This window comes from Ochrobactrum sp. 19YEA23 (assembly GCF_029909865.1).
Classification (GTDB): domain Bacteria; phylum Pseudomonadota; class Alphaproteobacteria; order Rhizobiales; family Rhizobiaceae; genus Brucella; species Brucella gambitense.
On sequence record NZ_JASAMQ010000001.1, the window covers coordinates 205,939 to 221,003 of the forward strand.

The following is a 15,065-nucleotide window of genomic DNA, read 5'->3' on the forward strand; positions in this document are numbered from 1 at the left end:
GCTCAGTGCATATTCATTCAAACGCTGAAAGGGAAGCCTCATGACGGATATCAGCAGAAACAGGCTGTCTGCGGAACCCAGTGCCTATCTGCGCCAACATGCGGATAACCCTGTTCATTGGCAGCCTTGGGGAAAAGAAGCACTCGACTCAGCACGTGAGTTAAACCGCCCTATCCTGCTTTCGATAGGCTATGCCGCCTGTCACTGGTGCCATGTCATGGCGCATGAATCGTTCGAAGATGCTGATGTCGCTGCAGTGATGAACGACCTGTTCGTGAATGTGAAGGTCGATCGCGAGGAACGACCAGACATAGACCAGATCTATATGGCCGCGCTTGGCGCGATGGGGCAGCAAGGCGGATGGCCCTTGACCATGTTCCTGCGACCTGACGGAAAGCCCTTCTGGGGCGGCACGTACTTTCCGCCCCACGCACGTCACAACATGCCGGGTTTTGTCGATGTATTGAAGGCCGTGAATAATCTCTGGCAAGGAGATAAAGAAAAAATTAACCATAATGCAGAGGCTGTGTTCGATCATCTGGAAGGTCGGCTCGCCGCGCAGAATGCCGCCAGCCCGAATGAGATCGCGCGCTTCGATGATGTGACACAACGGATCAGCGGTCTGATCGATCCCGTGCGCGGCGGTATCGAAGGCGCCCCTAAGTTTCCCAATGCTCCATTCATGGACGCTCTGTGGCTATCCTGGCTTTATAATCACGACAGCGATAACAGGGACAAGTTTATCCGTTCATTGAAGACCATGTTGCAAGGCGGCATCTATGATCACCTCGGGGGCGGTCTTTGCCGCTACAGCACGGATGCTGACTGGCTCGCGCCGCATTTTGAAAAGATGCTCTATGACAATGCCCAGCTGATCCGACACGCCAATTATGCCTTTGCAGAAACGAAGGATGATTTGTTCTGCATACGAATCGAAGAAAGCATTGGTTGGTTGGTTCGCGAAATGCGTCTGCCGGATGGAAGTTTCACATCCAGTCTGGATGCCGATAGCGAAGGCGAAGAAGGGAAATTCTACGTCTGGAGCGAGGCGGAGATAGACAGTGTTTTGGGAGAAGATAGCCAAGCCTTCAAGGCGTTCTATGGCGTTTCCCCGGGAGGAAACTGGGAAAGTCATAATATTCTGAATCGCTTGCACAATGTCGATTCTGATGGGCCCGTAACGCCATCTATACGGGATGCCAAAACGAAACTCTTTGCACAGCGCGAAACGCGCATTCGCCCGGGACGCGACGACAAAGCGCTGACAGATTGGAATGCATTGGCTATCCGTGCGCTCGCCGAAGCCGGACGAAGCTTCTCCAAACCGGAATGGGTGACACTGGCCGTAGAAGCCTATCAGGCGATCATGCAGCCATTTCGCGCCGGACAGATGGCACATTGCCGTATGGAGGATCGGCTGGTCTACCCTGCCCTTTCGACGGACTATGCCGGTATGATCAATGCTGCACTGGCACTCTATGAAGCAAGTTCCGACCGGACCTATGTGGATGATGCGGAGAAGCTGAAACAAGCGCTGGATGACCACCACCGGGATGCTTCCGGTAATTACCGTCTATCCGCGCTGGATGCCGACGATGTCATTCTTCACGCCTATGGCGATTATGACGAGGCTATCCCCAGCGCGACCAGCCAGATCATTGAAGCGCTAACACGGCTTTTCCTCGCAACCGGTGACATGACGCTTTATCGAAGCAATGAGACATTGATCGAGGAAGCTCTTGGGCGTGCATTGGCGCAGCAATATGGCCAGATCGGCATATTGAATGCCGCCTGCATGGCAGCTGAACCACTATCGCTTGTTATCGCCGCGCAGTCTCATCATCAGGATGAGCTTGTTTCGATAGCGAATCGAAACCCAGATCCGCGACGTCTCGACAAGATTGTTAGTTTTACGCCGAATGGAGTGATCGAACTGCCGACAGGTGGTACGACCCGGGCTGAAAAGCCTTCCGCATGGTTCTGCAAAGGACAAGTCTGCCTCCCGCCCGTGGAAAGCGGCGATGCATTGCGCATTCTTCTGACAAGCGGAACGTGACAGACAAAAAAGCCACGCCGGTGTTCCGGCGTGGCTTTTGATTAGAGCATTTCCAGCAAAAGTGCGAAGCGGTTTTGCGTAGGATAATGCGCGAAAACAAAAAGCTGCAAGGAGCTTAGGTGTTCATCGAATCGAAGAACTCACCATTGCTCTTGGTCTGCTTGAGCTTGTCGATAAGGAACTCGATCGCATCGGTCGTGCCCATCGGCGCGAGGATGCGGCGCAGAACGAAAATCTTCTGGAGATCGGCGCGCGGAACGAGCAGATCTTCCTTACGGGTGCCGGACTTGAGAATGTCCATGGCCGGGAAGATGCGCTTGTCTGCAACCTTGCGGTCGAGAACGATTTCCGAGTTACCTGTGCCCTTGAATTCTTCAAAGATCACTTCGTCCATACGGCTGCCGGTATCGATCAGCGCGGTCGCGATGATGGTGAGCGAACCACCTTCTTCGATGTTACGCGCAGCACCGAAGAAACGTTTCGGACGCTGGAGTGCATTGGCATCCACACCACCGGTCAAAACCTTACCGGACGACGGAACAACCGTGTTGTAGGCGCGGCCAAGACGGGTGATCGAGTCGAGCAGGATCACGACATCGCGTCCATGTTCAACCAGACGCTTGGCCTTTTCGATGACCATTTCAGCGACCTGCACGTGGCGAGCTGCCGGTTCGTCGAAGGTTGACGAAATAACTTCGCCCTTCACGGAACGCTGCATATCGGTCACTTCTTCCGGACGCTCGTCGATCAGAAGAACGATCAGATAGCATTCCGGGTGATTGGCGGTGATCGAGTGCGCGATGTTCTGCAGCAGCACGGTCTTACCGGTACGCGGCGGGGCGACGATCAGACCGCGCTGGCCCTTGCCGAGCGGCGCAACCAGATCGATGACGCGCGGCGACAGATCCTTGGAGGTCGGAACTTCCAGCTCCATCTTGAAGCGCTCATTCGGATAGAGCGGCGTCAGATTGTCGAAGTGAACCTTGTGACGAATCTTTTCCGGGTCTTCAAAATTGATCGTGTTGACCTTGAGAAGCGCAAAATAGCGCTCGCCTTCTTTGGGGCCGCGGATCGGACCTTCAACTGTATCACCGGTCTTCAGCGAGAAGCGGCGCAGCTGCGAAGGAGAAATATAAATATCGTCGGGGCCTGGCAGATAATTGGCATCGGCAGAGCGCAGGAAGCCAAATCCGTCCTGCAGCACTTCGACAACGCCTTCACCGATGATCTCAACATCCTGCGAAGCCAGCTTCTTGAGAATCGCGAACATCAGTTCTTGCTTGCGCATCGCGCTCGCATTTTCGACTTCAAGGGTTTCGGCAAAAGCAAGCAGCTCAACCGGTGTTTTATTTTTTAGTTCTTGTAGTTTCATTTCCTGCATGGATGAGGAACTCTTTTGAAATATAAGGAGAAAATGCAGTTGTTCGGAAAGTTGGTCAGCTGCGGGCTGGACCGGCATCGAAGGCCTGCGATCAGGAAGGGAAGAGGCTTCCTTCATACCGATTTGCGATATGAAGAGCAAGTCACATGTAGTGACTGCGCAGAAATTCTGCAACGGGAAAATGGCAGAAACCCGACCTATCGGGTTTCTTTTAGGTTATTTCAGCAATTAAAATGGTTTTACGATCACCAGAATAACGATCAGGACCATCAGGACTGTTGGCACTTCGTTAACGATTCGCCAATGCCTTGCCGGTTTCATGTTCTTGTCTTCCGCGAAAAGGCGTGTCGCCTTCGAAAGATATCCATGCATACCGGACATCAGCACGACCAGCAGCAGCTTGGCGTGCAGCCAGCCGCCCTGAAAGCGGAAGATTTCCCAGGCCATCCACAGACCGGCAATCCAGGTTACAGCCATTGCCGGATTGATGATGAAGTGCAGCAACCGCTTTTCCATCACCTTGAAAGTCTCGGAAGCTTCAGAGCCCGGCTTTGTCGCACAATGATAGACGAAAAGCCGTGGCAGGTAGAGCATGCCAGCCATCCAGGCGATGACGGCGATCACGTGAACCGCTTTTACCCAGAGATAGGCATCGGTTGGATTCACGTGAAACAATGCCCAGACGCCGAGCACCACAATCACAAGCGCTGCGATCATGCGGATATAGGCAGCCTTGGTGCTGCTCTTCGATGTCGGCTGGCTCACGATTTTTCTCCACGAATGCGATCAATCATGCGCTGGACATTTTCGACCGGCGCTTGAGGCGTAATTCCATGTCCGAGATTGAAGATCAGTGGGCCTTTCCCCAGACGTTCGAGGATCGCATCCACGCCTTCATCGAGTGCTGAACCGCCCGCAACAACGCGCAGCGGGTCGAGATTGCCCTGAATAGCGCCGTCTTCCTGCAAGGCGGCGGCAAAATTGAGCGGAACCGACCAATCGAGGCCGAGCACATCAACGCCGGTCTTTTCGCGGTATCCCGCATAAAGCATCCCTGCCCCTTTCGGGAAACCGATGATGCGCGCTTCGGGATAGACGGCGCGAACTTTTTGAACGATCCGCGCCACCGGCTGGATGCAGAACCGCTCAAAGCAGTCTTCATCCAGAACGCCAGACCATGAATCGAAAATCTGTACGGCGTCTGCGCCTGCATCCAGCTGTTCGATGAGATATTCGGCCGATACATCCGCCAGATCATTCAAAAGCTTTTCGAAGGCTTCAGGGAAGCGATAGGCGAAAAGACGGGCAGGCGCCTGATCCGGGGTACCATGACCGGCGATCATATAGGTCGCAACAGTCCAGGGAGCGCCACAGAAGCCGAGCAGCGTCGTTTCGTCGGGCAACTGCTCGCGCAGCAGCCGAACCGTCTCGTAGACCGGCTCCAGCCGTTTGGCGACACCTTCCGTCTCAAGCCAGAAAATCTCGTCAGCGTCGATTGGGGTCATCAAAGGTCCCTTGCCTTCTTCAAAGCGAAGGTCGCGCCCAAGGGCGTGAGGGATGACCAGAATGTCGGAAAAGAGAATGGCTGCATCAAAGCCATAACGGCGTATTGGCTGAAGCGTCACTTCGACAGCCAGATCGGGCGAATAACACAGATCGAGAAAGCTCCCTGCCTTCTTCCGTGTCTCGCGATATTCCGGAAGGTAGCGACCGGCCTGACGCATCATCCAGATGGGAGGTGGAAAGACCGTTTCACCGTCGATCACTCTCAAGACTTTGCGCTTCATCTGATTTTTATCCGCCCTGTTGGTTGCCTGATCCGGTTTTGGTCTGAAGTTATCCAGTCCGGTTCTCATAAAGAAAGGATGATTCAGGAATCTTTTGATTCTTAGAGTCTGTTGGAATCGGGGATTAAGGTCTGTCCCGGTTTTCCCCACAGTTCCAAAATTGCCAACTCATCCTGTGCAATTTTTCGCCGCCAGTCTGACCGAAAACGTAAAAAACTCAATTCCCTCTTTTAATATAAAGGGTTACCAATTGACGCAGTTCATGAGCTTTTGTGGAAAAGCTGGGAATAATTGAGAGGTTTCCCGAAATTGCGAGTCTTGTCCACACATGTTGATGGCGGCTCCGCACATGTTCGCCCGCTGTGGATGACTTGCCAATTTTTCCACGGCCTGCCATGGCTTGTGGACGAAGCCTCGGCCTTACGCACAGCCGTCAACAGGAGGGCAACAAAACTGTGACCAGAACGCTTTCCTACTTTCATCTCCATCTGATTTCTGATGCGACCGGAGAGACTCTCCTCGCAGCCGGACGCGCGGCTGCGGCGCAATATGCCAATGCGCGGGCCATCGAGCATATTTATCCACTGATCCGTACCGAGAAGCAGCTGCGCAAGGTTCTGGAAGGGATCGATGCCGAACCGGGTATCGTTCTCTATACGATTGTCGATCAGAAACTGGCCGCAATCATCGATGAGGCCTGTGCGGAAATGGGCGTTCCCAGCGTTTCTGTGCTGGAACCGGTGCTGAACACGTTCCAGTCCTATCTTGGTGCGCCGGCGCATCGCCGCGCCAGCGCGCAGCATGTGCTCAATGCCGATTATTTTCGCCGGATCGACGCGCTGAATTTCACGATGGAGCATGATGACGGACAATTGCCGCTCGATATCGAGGAGGCCGACGTCATTCTGGTCGGCATTTCGCGTACGTCCAAGACGCCAACCAGCATTTATCTCGCCAATCGCGGCGTGAAGGCGACCAATGTTCCAATCGTATTGGGCATTCCGGTTCCAGAAGTTCTGTTTACAGCCAAGCGACCGCTGATTGTCGGGCTGGTCGCGACGGCGGAGCGGATCTCTCAAATTCGCCAGAACCGGCCGCTCGGCAGTGTGCCGTCGCTTGATACGGGACTTTACACGGACCGGGTGTCAATTTCCGAAGAACTGGCCTTTGCGCGCAACATCTGCAACAGGCATGGCTGGCCGATTATCGATGTATCGCGGCGGTCCATCGAGGAAACGGCTGCCGCTATATTGGCGCTTTTGCGAACTGGAAAGAACGAAGGATTTCAATCATGACGACCAGGCTCATTCTTGCTTCCAAGAGCCCTTTCCGCTCGGCGCTGTTGAAAAATGCCGGGATCGATTTTTCGGGCGAAAGCGCTGATATCGATGAGCGCGCCGTCGAAGCGCCGCTTTATGAAACGGGCGCAACGCCGGAAGAAGTGGCGCAGGTTCTGGCTGAAGCCAAGGCGCTCGATGTTGCGGAAAAAAATCCGGGCGCTGTGGTGATCGGCTGCGACCAGACCTTGTCGCTTGGTGACGAGATTTTCCACAAGCCCGCCAATATGGAAGCAGCGGGGCGTCAGCTTTTGCAGTTTTCAGGCAAGACGCACCAGCTCAATAGCGCGGTGGTTCTGGTGAAAGACGGCGAGACCCTGTGGCGTCATGTTTCGGTTGCGCGCATGACCATGCGCAAGCTCGATCCGGCATTTGTCGGGCGCTATCTCGGCCGGGTTGGCGATAGCGCGCTTTCCAGCGTCGGCGCTTATCAGGTGGAAGGTCCGGGCATCCAGCTTTTCGAGAAAATCGAAGGCGATTATTTCACGATTGTCGGTCTGCCGCTGCTGCCGCTGCTTGCCGAACTGCGCAAGGAAAACCTCATCGATGGCTGACACGACATCCGTGACGGGGCCGAAGGCTTTCGTCACCGGCTTTCCGATCAAACATTCGCGTTCGCCGCTGATCCATGGATTCTGGCTGAAGGCGCTTGGAATTGACGGCTCTTACGAGCCGATTGCGGTGAAACCGGAAGATTTTGCCGCTTTTGCCGCATCTTTGGCCGACAATGGCTTTGCGGGCGGCAATGTGACGATCCCGCATAAGGAAGCAGCCCACGCGGCAGCCGACAGTCTGGATGCGGCTGCAACGGCCATCGGCGCGGTCAACACGCTGTGGTTTGAGGACGGCAAGCTTCGCGGCGGCAATACGGATGCCTACGGTTTCGCAGCTAATCTTGATGATTATGCACCGGGCTGGGACAATGCGGATACGGCGCTTGTGCTGGGTGCAGGCGGCGCCAGCCGAGCCGTCATCCACGCGCTTTTATCGCGCGGCTTTTCAAAAGTTTCGGTTATCAACCGCACGGTCAGCCGGGCGGAAGAACTGGCGACACATTTTGGCGCTGCCGTTTCAGCTTCCGGCTGGGACGGCGCGCAGGAGCGCGTTGCCGACGCCGGGTTGATCATCAACACCACGTCGCTCGGAATGAGCGGACATGACGACGATGGCGGTTTTCCGCTCGATCTGCGTGTCGCTTCAAAAGGCGCCATCGCGACAGATATTGTCTATGTTCCGCTGAAAACGCCTTTTCTGAAAGGTGCAGAAGAAGCTGGTCTCAGGACCGTGGACGGGCTTGGTATGTTGCTGCATCAGGCGGTTCCGGGTTTTGAACGCTGGTTTGGCCAAAAGCCAGAGGTGACGGCAGCGCTTCGCGAGCATATTCTGGCGGATATGGCAAAGGCTGGCGCTCTATGATCGTTCTCGGACTGACAGGCTCCATCGGCATGGGAAAAACCACGGCGTCCAACATGTTCGCCGAGGCGGGTGTCCCTGTTTACAGCGCTGACGATGCTGTCCATCAGCTCTATTCAGGCCGAGCCGCGCCACTGATCGAGGCGGCTTTTCCGGGCACGGTGGCAAATGGCATTGTGGACCGTGAAAAGCTCTCGGCTGAGGTCATCGGCAAGCCGGATGCCCTGAAGAAGCTCGAGAGCATCGTGCATCCGCTGGTGCGCGAGGAAGAAGAAGCGTTTCTCCGCGAGGCGGAAGCGCAAGGCTCAGCCATCGCTCTGGTCGATATTCCGCTGCTGTTCGAAACGGGTGGTGAAAAGCGCGTGGACAGGATCGTTGTGGTATCGGCTCCCGCCGATATTCAGCGCGCCCGCGTTTTGGCGCGACCCGGCATGACAGAAGAAAAGCTCGACGCCATTCTCGCCCGGCAGACACCGGATGCGGAAAAGCGCGCTCGCGCCGATTTCGTGCTCGATACCAGCGGCAGTTTTGACAATTTGCGTCAGCAGATAACGACAGTTATCCAGAAATTGAGTGGAAAGCCAGCTGTCGCGACCGAATAGCCGTATTGGTCGTGCTATATGGTTTTAGAAAATTTTCTGAGAGGTTCTTCAATGCGCGAGATCGTTTTCGATACCGAAACCACCGGTCTGGAAAGACTGGAGGATCGCGTGATCGAAATTGGCGGCGTGGAACTGATCAACAAGTTTCCCACAGGCCGCACGTTCCATAAATTCATCAATCCGCAGGGACGCCAGGTGCATCCCGAAGCGCTGGCCGTGCACGGCATCAGCAACGAGCAATTGCTGGACAAACCGACTTTTGCAGAAATTCTGGATGAGTTTCTCGAATTTTTCGACGGCGCAAAACTGGTGGCGCACAACGCCATGTTCGACCTTGGCTTCATGAATGCCGAGCTTGAACGGCTTGGAAAGCCGGAAATCGCTGTGGAGCGCATCGTGGATACGCTGGCGCTGGCGCGCCGTAAACATCCGATGGGACCGAACTCGCTGGATGCGCTGTGCAAGCGCTACGGCATCGAAAATTCACACCGGACGCTACACGGCGCGTTGCTCGACTCTGAAATTCTGGCGGAAGTCTATATCGAGCTGATCGGCGGCAAGCAGACGGCGCTTGGTCTAAGCATGGATGGTGGGCCGAACGGCAATAACACATCCGATGGGGGTGCAGCCATTGTACTGGCGGCGCGCCCTGCCCCGCTTGCACCTCGGGTCAGCGAAACGGAACGCGCAGCCCATACGGCGCTCGTCGATGGCATGGGCGACAAGGCGATCTGGAAAAAATACTCGGCCTGAGAAGCTGACCATCAGTACGAAATGAAAAAGCCCGGCTTTGCAGCCGGGCTTTTCGTATTGGAAAGCTATAAAGCTTAGCTCTTGACGGCAGCCTTGGCCTGTTCTTCGGCCATGCGCTGCTGGAACATCTGTGCGAAATCGATCGGGTCGATCATCAGCGGCGGGTAGCCGCCATTGCGCGTTGCGTCAGCAATGATCTGGCGTGCGAACGGGAACAGCAGGCGCGGGCATTCGATGAACAGCAGCGGCAGCATGTGCTCCTGCGGGATGCCCGAAATGCGGAAAACGCCGCCATAGACCAGTTCCGTGTTGAACAGAACGTCCTTGCCGTCCACAGCCTTGGCTTCCAGCGTCAGCACAACGTCAAAATCCGTTTCGGAAAGCGGATTGGCGTTCACATTCACATTGATGTTGATCGAAGGGGCCTTATCGCGCGGGCGCAGCGAGAGCGGCGCACCCGGGCTTTCAAAGGACAGATCCTTCACATATTGCGCCAGAATGTTGAGGGACGGCTCGGCGGTCGCGCCGTTGCCATTCTTTACTTCGCCCGCAGCCTTATCGCTCATTATCGGTATGCCTTCTTTTCGGTAATTAAACTCGTTGCCCCAAAAGGCTGGAATGCTTGGCTAGCATGCGAGCGAGCATGAGGCAAGAAAGGCTTTCAACGTTAGCTATTGCTGCTGTTAGCCGTCTTTGCGCTCGCCTTTCCACGGCGAATTGTCATTCGGCTTTGTTGTATAGTCTTCCGGGTTGAGATCGATAACGCGATCCTCGCCCCGGTTTGGATTGGGTTGCTGATACTGGCCATAGCCATCCGAATACCGCGCCGATGTGGCGACAACCATGCGGCCGCGTACGAATTTTTCCCAGACGATATCGCGAATGAACGGGATGAAGAGCAGAATGCCAACGGTGCTGGTCACAAAGCCGGGCACGATCAGCATGATCGCAGCCAGAACCAGCATGGCGCCATGCACCATTTCACGATCCGGAACGCGGCCCGCGGCCGTTTCCGTGCGGATGCGCTGGAGAAGGCCAATGCCCTGCACACGTAAAAGGAAAAAGCCAAGCATGGCGCTCAGGATCACCAGACCCAGTGTCGCGAAGACGCCGATATGGCTGCCGACGATCACAAAACCGGCGATCTCGATGAACGGCATTGCCAGCATGATGAGAGGGGCGAAAGAAGACGACACGTGAGTCACGACCTTTTTAATCTGTGGTTGATGTTCCGAACATAACGACAAATGTAGCTTTTTCAGGTTCGGAACGAAATTGAAACTGTCTATCATGAAATATCAAATAGGTACGCGTGATCGGGATTTGAATGATTGCGCCCGCCGATCTATATGTATGAAACAGAAATTCACGATTGGAAGGGATTTGACGCCCTCTCCTTCAATCAATGGCAGGCGGCATGGAATTTTTCGACTTCGGCACGATCTTCTTCTTCATCGCAGCGGTGATCATTTTTCTCCAGCTGAGGAATGTTCTTGGTCGCCGTACTGGAAATGAAAAGCCGCCCTTCGATCCCTATACATCGGCCAAAAGCGCCGACAATGCCGCGCCTGCCGGTTCGGATGGCGACAACGTCGTGGCTTTGCCGCAGCGCGCCGGTGAAAAAGACTTCACGGCAATCGACAAGATTGCTGCGACTGGAACGCCGATCAACGACGGTCTGCGGGCGATCTATGCCGCTGATCCTACCTTCGAACCGGCCCGTTTCGTGGACGGCGTGAAGATCGCCTATGAAATGATTGTGATGTCCTTTGCCGATGGCGATCGCAAAGTTTTGAAGAATCTTTTGTCGAAGGAAGTCTATGAAGGCTTCGTTTCGGCCATTGAGGAACGCGAGCTGCGCGGCGAGAGCGTGCGCTCTTCCTTCGTGGGTATCGAGAAGGCGGAAATCGCGGCTGCCGAAATGAAGGGGTCGGAAGCGCATGTGACGCTGAACATTGTCAGCCAGATGATTTCGGCGACGCTCGACAAGGAAGGCAAGCTGATCGACGGCGACCTCGAAAATGTGGTCGAGATCAAGGATTTGTGGACTTTCGCCCGCGATACGCGCTCGCGTGATCCCAACTGGAAGCTTGTCGCGACCGAAGCGGAAGATTAAGAGAAGGCTTAAGAATCGGGCCGCTGATTTCAGCGGCCTTTTTGTTTGTACTTGATAGAGCCGTACCTTTTTAAAAGCGGAAACGTCGGAACGGCTCTATCAATTTGTTTTCACCGCATTTCCTTTGCAAAACCGTTTCACACTTTTGCTGGAAATGCTCTAGACGGATGCGGCTGTGAGCAACTTGGCGAGGATTTTCCGCCCGGTGGGTTTTTCCGATTGCCCCGGCTGGGACCGGGACGATCAGGCTCCCGCATTTGCCGCTTTTCGCCGTTCCGCCGATTATGCGGCGCATCAGACCTATAACAGCGGCAGCCTTGGTATCAGCTTCGAGGCGCTGGAACCTGTTTTTACGGCAGCGCGGCTTCTCGATAATCCCGATACGATCACTGCTCGCGCCTTTTTCGAACAGCATTTCGTGCCATGCCGCATCGATCCCGAACAGGAACAGGGCTTTGTCACCGGGTTTTACGAGCCGGAGATCGTGGCATCCCGTATAGCGGATGACAGATTTACCGTGCCGTTTCTCAGAAAGCCGGACGATCTCGTCAAAGTGACCGATGAGAACCGCCCCGCCGGTTTTGATCTGTCCTATGCGTTTGCCCGTCAGACGGAAGCCGGGCTTGTCGAATATGACGACCGCCGCCAGATCGAACGGGGCAGCCTTTCCGGGCGCGGGCTGGAGATTGCCTTCGTCGCTGATCGTGTGGATGCGTTTTTTGCTCATGTTCAGGGTGCAGCCAGACTGAAACTCACCGATGGCGGCATGATGCGCATTACCTATGCTGCCAAGGCGGGCCATCCCTTCACGGGCATTGGACGTATTCTCGTCGCGAATGGAGAAATTCCGGCGGCGGATATTTCCATGCAGACGATCCGGCGCTGGCTGAAGGATCATCCCGACAAGGCGGATGCGCTGATCTGGCAGAACCGGTCCTATATCTTCTTCCGGGAAGCCCCGGTGGATAATGTTGATGCGGGTCCGATTGCCGCTGCCAAGGTTCCGCTCACCGCGGGCCGGTCGCTTGCCGTTGACCGGCTGCTGCACACTTTCGGCACGCCGTTTTACGTCGATGCACCGACGGTCACTGTTTTCGACGGCGCACCTTTCGCGCGGCTGATGATCGCACAGGATACCGGCACAGCCATTGTCGGCCCGGCGCGCGGCGATCTGTTTGCCGGATCTGGCGATGCGGCTGGCGAGATTGCGGGCGGTATCAAGAGTGCAGCGGATTTCTACGCGCTCGTGCCGCGCAATCTGGTGGGGGCGTGACCATGGCGCGCGACACAGATAAAACCGGCAAGGATTATCTGCAACCGGAAGACCGCATTCTCTGGGAAACGGTCGCCAAGACCGCAAAGCCCTTGACGCGACAGAAGCCTGTCGCGGAAGAGCTGCCTGACTTCAAGACACTGATGGCGGAAGAAGAAAAGCGTCCCGCTTTGAAAGTGCCGCAGGCTTCCAGTGATGAAGGCGCTAAGCCGAAAAAGGGCCTATCGTCGCTCAGTGAAATGCAGATCAAGTCGCTGGATAAGCCGACTCATCGCAAGATTGCCAAAGGCAGGGTTGATATTGAAGCGCGGATCGATCTTCACGGTCTCACGCAGAATGAAGCGCATGGCCTACTCTATAGTTTTCTGGTCAGCGCCCATGCACGCGGTTTGCGGCATGTGATGGTGATCACCGGTAAGGGGCGCTCTTTCGGCAGCGAAGGCATCTTGCGCCAGGCGGTGCCGCACTGGTTTTCCACGCCGCTGTTCCGGCTTCTGGTCAGCGCTTTTGAAGATGCCGCACGCCATCATGGCGGTCACGGCGCGCTTTATGTCCGGCTGCGCCGCCAGACCCAGCAGAATTTGCTCGGCGGGGGCCTTGGCGGAGGCAGGCAGCAGCGATGACCCCGTTTGGAAAGCGCTTGCGGGAACTGCGTGAAGAGCGCGGCGTGACGCAGAAGGAAATGGCGGCGGCGCTGCGCGTTTCGCCCGCTTATCTGTCGGCGCTGGAACATGGCCGGCGCGGACAGCCGACCTGGGATCTGCTTCAGCGGATCATCACTTATTTCAATATTATCTGGGATGAGGCGGAAGAGTTGCAAAGCCTTGCGGCCGTTTCGCATCCGCGCGTGGTGATCGACACGTCCGGCCTGTCACCGCAGGCAACGGAGCTCGCCAATCTTCTGGCGCGCAATATCCGCATCATCGACAAGGAAACCATCAAGCGCCTGAGCGATGATATCGAGACGGCGCGTAAGCGCCGCCGGGGCATCATCCCGAAGGGCTAGAACAAAGCCTTCAGCTCGTCCAGCTTGGTGTTGACCAGCCAGCCATAGTAATTTTCCTGCGGCAGTTGCGGGTCGGAACGCCCTGCATTCTCATTTGCCAGCGCACGGGCGCGGGCATCGGCGCCGCCGGTATTATAAAGCGTGGCGGTGAGGCCCGGATTTTTGGAAATGTCGAAACCGGCAATCTGGCGATAGGAATTGATCGACTGTTTCAACGTCGCTGCGATGTATGGCAGCGTCAGATCCGGGTCCATAATGGTCTTGTAGACCGCGCTGCCGTCCTCCGCGTCAAGCTTCGGCAAACCGGAAACACGGTTCACCATGTCGGTCATCTGCAATGCGGTCAGCGGATTGATCTGGCCGAGACCAAAAGTCTGTCCGCCATAGAAAGGCTGGAAGAAAACAGCGCTGAAGCGGTTGTTTGGATAGGAATTGCCGCCAACCGACTTGCCGCGGAACGTCTTGTTCCAGACCGTTTCACGGCATGACCACAGCGAATAGCTGTCCTTGAACTTCAGGCAGTCGGCGAATTCGGGACGCTTGATAAACTGCCCGATGCTTTCGCCATTATAGCCGAAGCTCACACCCTGATTCACATAGGACATGGCTTTCACGTAATAGGTCTGAAGCCGGTCATAGACGTCGACATTATAGGTGTGCTCACCCACAATCGCGCCAACAATATGAATGGGATCAATGCCATAGGCGGCGGCGGTCGAACGAATCTTCGAACGCAGCGAGGCGTCCTTCTTCAGAAGATTATAGATCTTCTGGTATTTCTTTTCATAGGTGGTGCTCAGTTCCCGTGTCCGCTTGGCGGACGCGCCCGGAATAGGCGGCTGTTCCGCATTGCGGTTGCCGGGCGGCACGACCGTCACGGCATAGGCGCTTTGGCTTGCGAGCATGAGGGCCAGGGTGACGCCAGCAACAGTGGAAACCGGCTTTGCATTGGAAATGGCGCGGAAACAAAAGCCAGCAATGCGGTTCAGTGTACTGTTGCTCATCATTGTGCGGAAGTGGCCCTGATATGGTAAATGGATCGTGAAATTGTGGGGAAAATAGAAAACCCCCTCGCGCAAGTCGAGGGGTTTCTTTGTCGAAGCATGAAAGCAACGGGGGCCGTGGCTTTCCGGTCACTTGTTGCGAACGGCTTTTTGCCACAAAGCAGGATGTGTCGTCCTATTTTTGTGATCGACGCGGCAAAGATGTCCTTGCAGGTGGTGGAAAAGCGCATTTCCGCCAACTAAGAATAAACAAGCGGGAATAAAATCATAGAAATAGCTGTATTCCTAGTTTTTCATATAAAAAATGGAATTTCGGTATTAATAAAGAAATATAAGA

General features: G+C 55.4%; 17 protein-coding genes. 11 read left to right on the plus strand and 6 right to left on the minus strand.

Going from position 1 to position 15,065, the window contains the following annotated elements; all coding sequences use genetic code 11:
- Window positions 1-40 precede the first annotated feature (40 nt).
- Window positions 41-2,056 (plus strand): thioredoxin domain-containing protein, encoded by a 2,016-nt coding sequence (locus QBD01_RS00915; RefSeq protein WP_280991253.1) that lies wholly within the window; start codon window positions 41-43, stop codon window positions 2,054-2,056.
- A 115-nt stretch (window positions 2,057-2,171) separates the two neighbouring features.
- Here QBD01_RS00915 and rho read toward each other — a convergent pair whose 3' ends face one another.
- The 3 genes from rho to hemE all read right to left on the minus strand — a co-directional run bounded on the left by rho (window position 2,172) and on the right by hemE (window position 5,224).
- Window positions 2,172-3,437, minus strand: a complete 1,266-nt coding sequence (gene rho, locus QBD01_RS00920; protein WP_280991254.1) for a transcription termination factor Rho — start codon at window positions 3,435-3,437, stop codon at window positions 2,172-2,174.
- Window positions 3,438-3,665: 228 nt separating this feature from the next.
- Window positions 3,666-4,154 carry a protoporphyrinogen oxidase HemJ gene (gene hemJ / locus QBD01_RS00925; protein WP_280992078.1) on the minus strand — a complete coding sequence of 163 codons (489 nt, stop codon included), beginning with the start codon at window positions 4,152-4,154 and terminating at the stop codon, window positions 3,666-3,668.
- A 44-nt stretch (window positions 4,155-4,198) separates the two neighbouring features.
- Window positions 4,199-5,224, minus strand: coding sequence for a uroporphyrinogen decarboxylase (gene hemE, locus QBD01_RS00930; RefSeq protein WP_280991255.1), 1,026 nt, complete (start codon window positions 5,222-5,224; stop codon window positions 4,199-4,201).
- Between the two features lie 455 nt (window positions 5,225-5,679).
- Here hemE and QBD01_RS00935 point away from each other — a divergent pair, with 455 nt between their 5' ends.
- From QBD01_RS00935 to dnaQ, 5 genes are read left to right on the plus strand one after another with little or no spacing between them, the layout of a single operon-like run.
- Window positions 5,680-6,519: a pyruvate, water dikinase regulatory protein gene (locus tag QBD01_RS00935; RefSeq protein WP_138784113.1), complete on the plus strand. Its 840-nt coding sequence runs from the start codon at window positions 5,680-5,682 to the stop codon at window positions 6,517-6,519.
- Window positions 6,516-7,115 (plus strand): Maf-like protein, encoded by a 600-nt coding sequence (locus QBD01_RS00940; RefSeq protein ID WP_280991256.1) that lies wholly within the window; start codon window positions 6,516-6,518, stop codon window positions 7,113-7,115. The genes QBD01_RS00935 and QBD01_RS00940 overlap by 4 nt, the downstream gene beginning before the upstream one ends.
- Window positions 7,108-7,977 (plus strand): shikimate dehydrogenase, encoded by an 870-nt coding sequence (locus tag QBD01_RS00945; RefSeq protein WP_280991257.1) that lies wholly within the window; start codon window positions 7,108-7,110, stop codon window positions 7,975-7,977. The genes QBD01_RS00940 and QBD01_RS00945 overlap by 8 nt, the downstream gene beginning before the upstream one ends.
- Window positions 7,974-8,576: a dephospho-CoA kinase gene (gene coaE / locus QBD01_RS00950; protein ID WP_280991258.1), complete on the plus strand. Its 603-nt coding sequence runs from the start codon at window positions 7,974-7,976 to the stop codon at window positions 8,574-8,576. The genes QBD01_RS00945 and coaE overlap by 4 nt, the downstream gene beginning before the upstream one ends.
- A gap of 51 nt (window positions 8,577-8,627) precedes the next feature.
- Window positions 8,628-9,329, plus strand: a complete 702-nt coding sequence (gene dnaQ / locus QBD01_RS00955; protein ID WP_280991259.1) for a DNA polymerase III subunit epsilon — start codon at window positions 8,628-8,630, stop codon at window positions 9,327-9,329.
- Between the two features lie 74 nt (window positions 9,330-9,403).
- Here the strand turns inward: dnaQ and secB are convergent, their stop codons facing one another.
- Complete coding sequence (gene secB, locus QBD01_RS00960) at window positions 9,404-9,895, minus strand: protein-export chaperone SecB (protein ID WP_280991260.1); 492 nt, start codon at window positions 9,893-9,895, stop codon at window positions 9,404-9,406.
- A 117-nt stretch (window positions 9,896-10,012) separates the two neighbouring features.
- Window positions 10,013-10,525 (minus strand): FxsA family protein, encoded by a 513-nt coding sequence (locus QBD01_RS00965; RefSeq protein WP_280991261.1) that lies wholly within the window; start codon window positions 10,523-10,525, stop codon window positions 10,013-10,015.
- A gap of 221 nt (window positions 10,526-10,746) precedes the next feature.
- Between QBD01_RS00965 and QBD01_RS00970 the strand changes: the two genes are divergently transcribed.
- From QBD01_RS00970 to QBD01_RS00985, 4 genes are all read left to right on the plus strand, one after another.
- Window positions 10,747-11,445 (plus strand): Tim44/TimA family putative adaptor protein, encoded by a 699-nt coding sequence (locus tag QBD01_RS00970; protein ID WP_280991262.1) that lies wholly within the window; start codon window positions 10,747-10,749, stop codon window positions 11,443-11,445.
- A 175-nt stretch (window positions 11,446-11,620) separates the two neighbouring features.
- On the plus strand, window positions 11,621-12,718 hold the full coding sequence (locus QBD01_RS00975) for a murein transglycosylase A (protein WP_280991263.1): 1,098 nt from the start codon (window positions 11,621-11,623) through the stop codon (window positions 12,716-12,718).
- Window positions 12,719-12,720: 2 nt separating this feature from the next.
- Complete coding sequence (locus QBD01_RS00980; RefSeq protein ID WP_280991264.1) at window positions 12,721-13,341, plus strand: Smr/MutS family protein; 621 nt, start codon at window positions 12,721-12,723, stop codon at window positions 13,339-13,341.
- Window positions 13,338-13,724: a helix-turn-helix transcriptional regulator gene (locus QBD01_RS00985; RefSeq protein WP_280991265.1), complete on the plus strand. Its 387-nt coding sequence runs from the start codon at window positions 13,338-13,340 to the stop codon at window positions 13,722-13,724. Before QBD01_RS00980 ends, QBD01_RS00985 begins: the two co-directional genes overlap by 4 nt.
- On the opposite strand, the gene QBD01_RS00990 is transcribed toward QBD01_RS00985, so the two are convergent.
- Window positions 13,721-14,728: a DUF1402 family protein gene (locus tag QBD01_RS00990; protein WP_280992079.1), complete on the minus strand. Its 1,008-nt coding sequence runs from the start codon at window positions 14,726-14,728 to the stop codon at window positions 13,721-13,723. The genes QBD01_RS00985 and QBD01_RS00990 overlap by 4 nt on opposite strands.
- Before the next feature lie 30 nt (window positions 14,729-14,758).
- Between QBD01_RS00990 and QBD01_RS00995 the strand changes: the two genes are divergently transcribed.
- Window positions 14,759-14,971, plus strand: a complete 213-nt coding sequence (locus QBD01_RS00995) for a hypothetical protein (RefSeq protein ID WP_280991266.1) — start codon at window positions 14,759-14,761, stop codon at window positions 14,969-14,971.
- The last annotated feature ends 94 nt before the right edge of the window (window positions 14,972-15,065 follow it).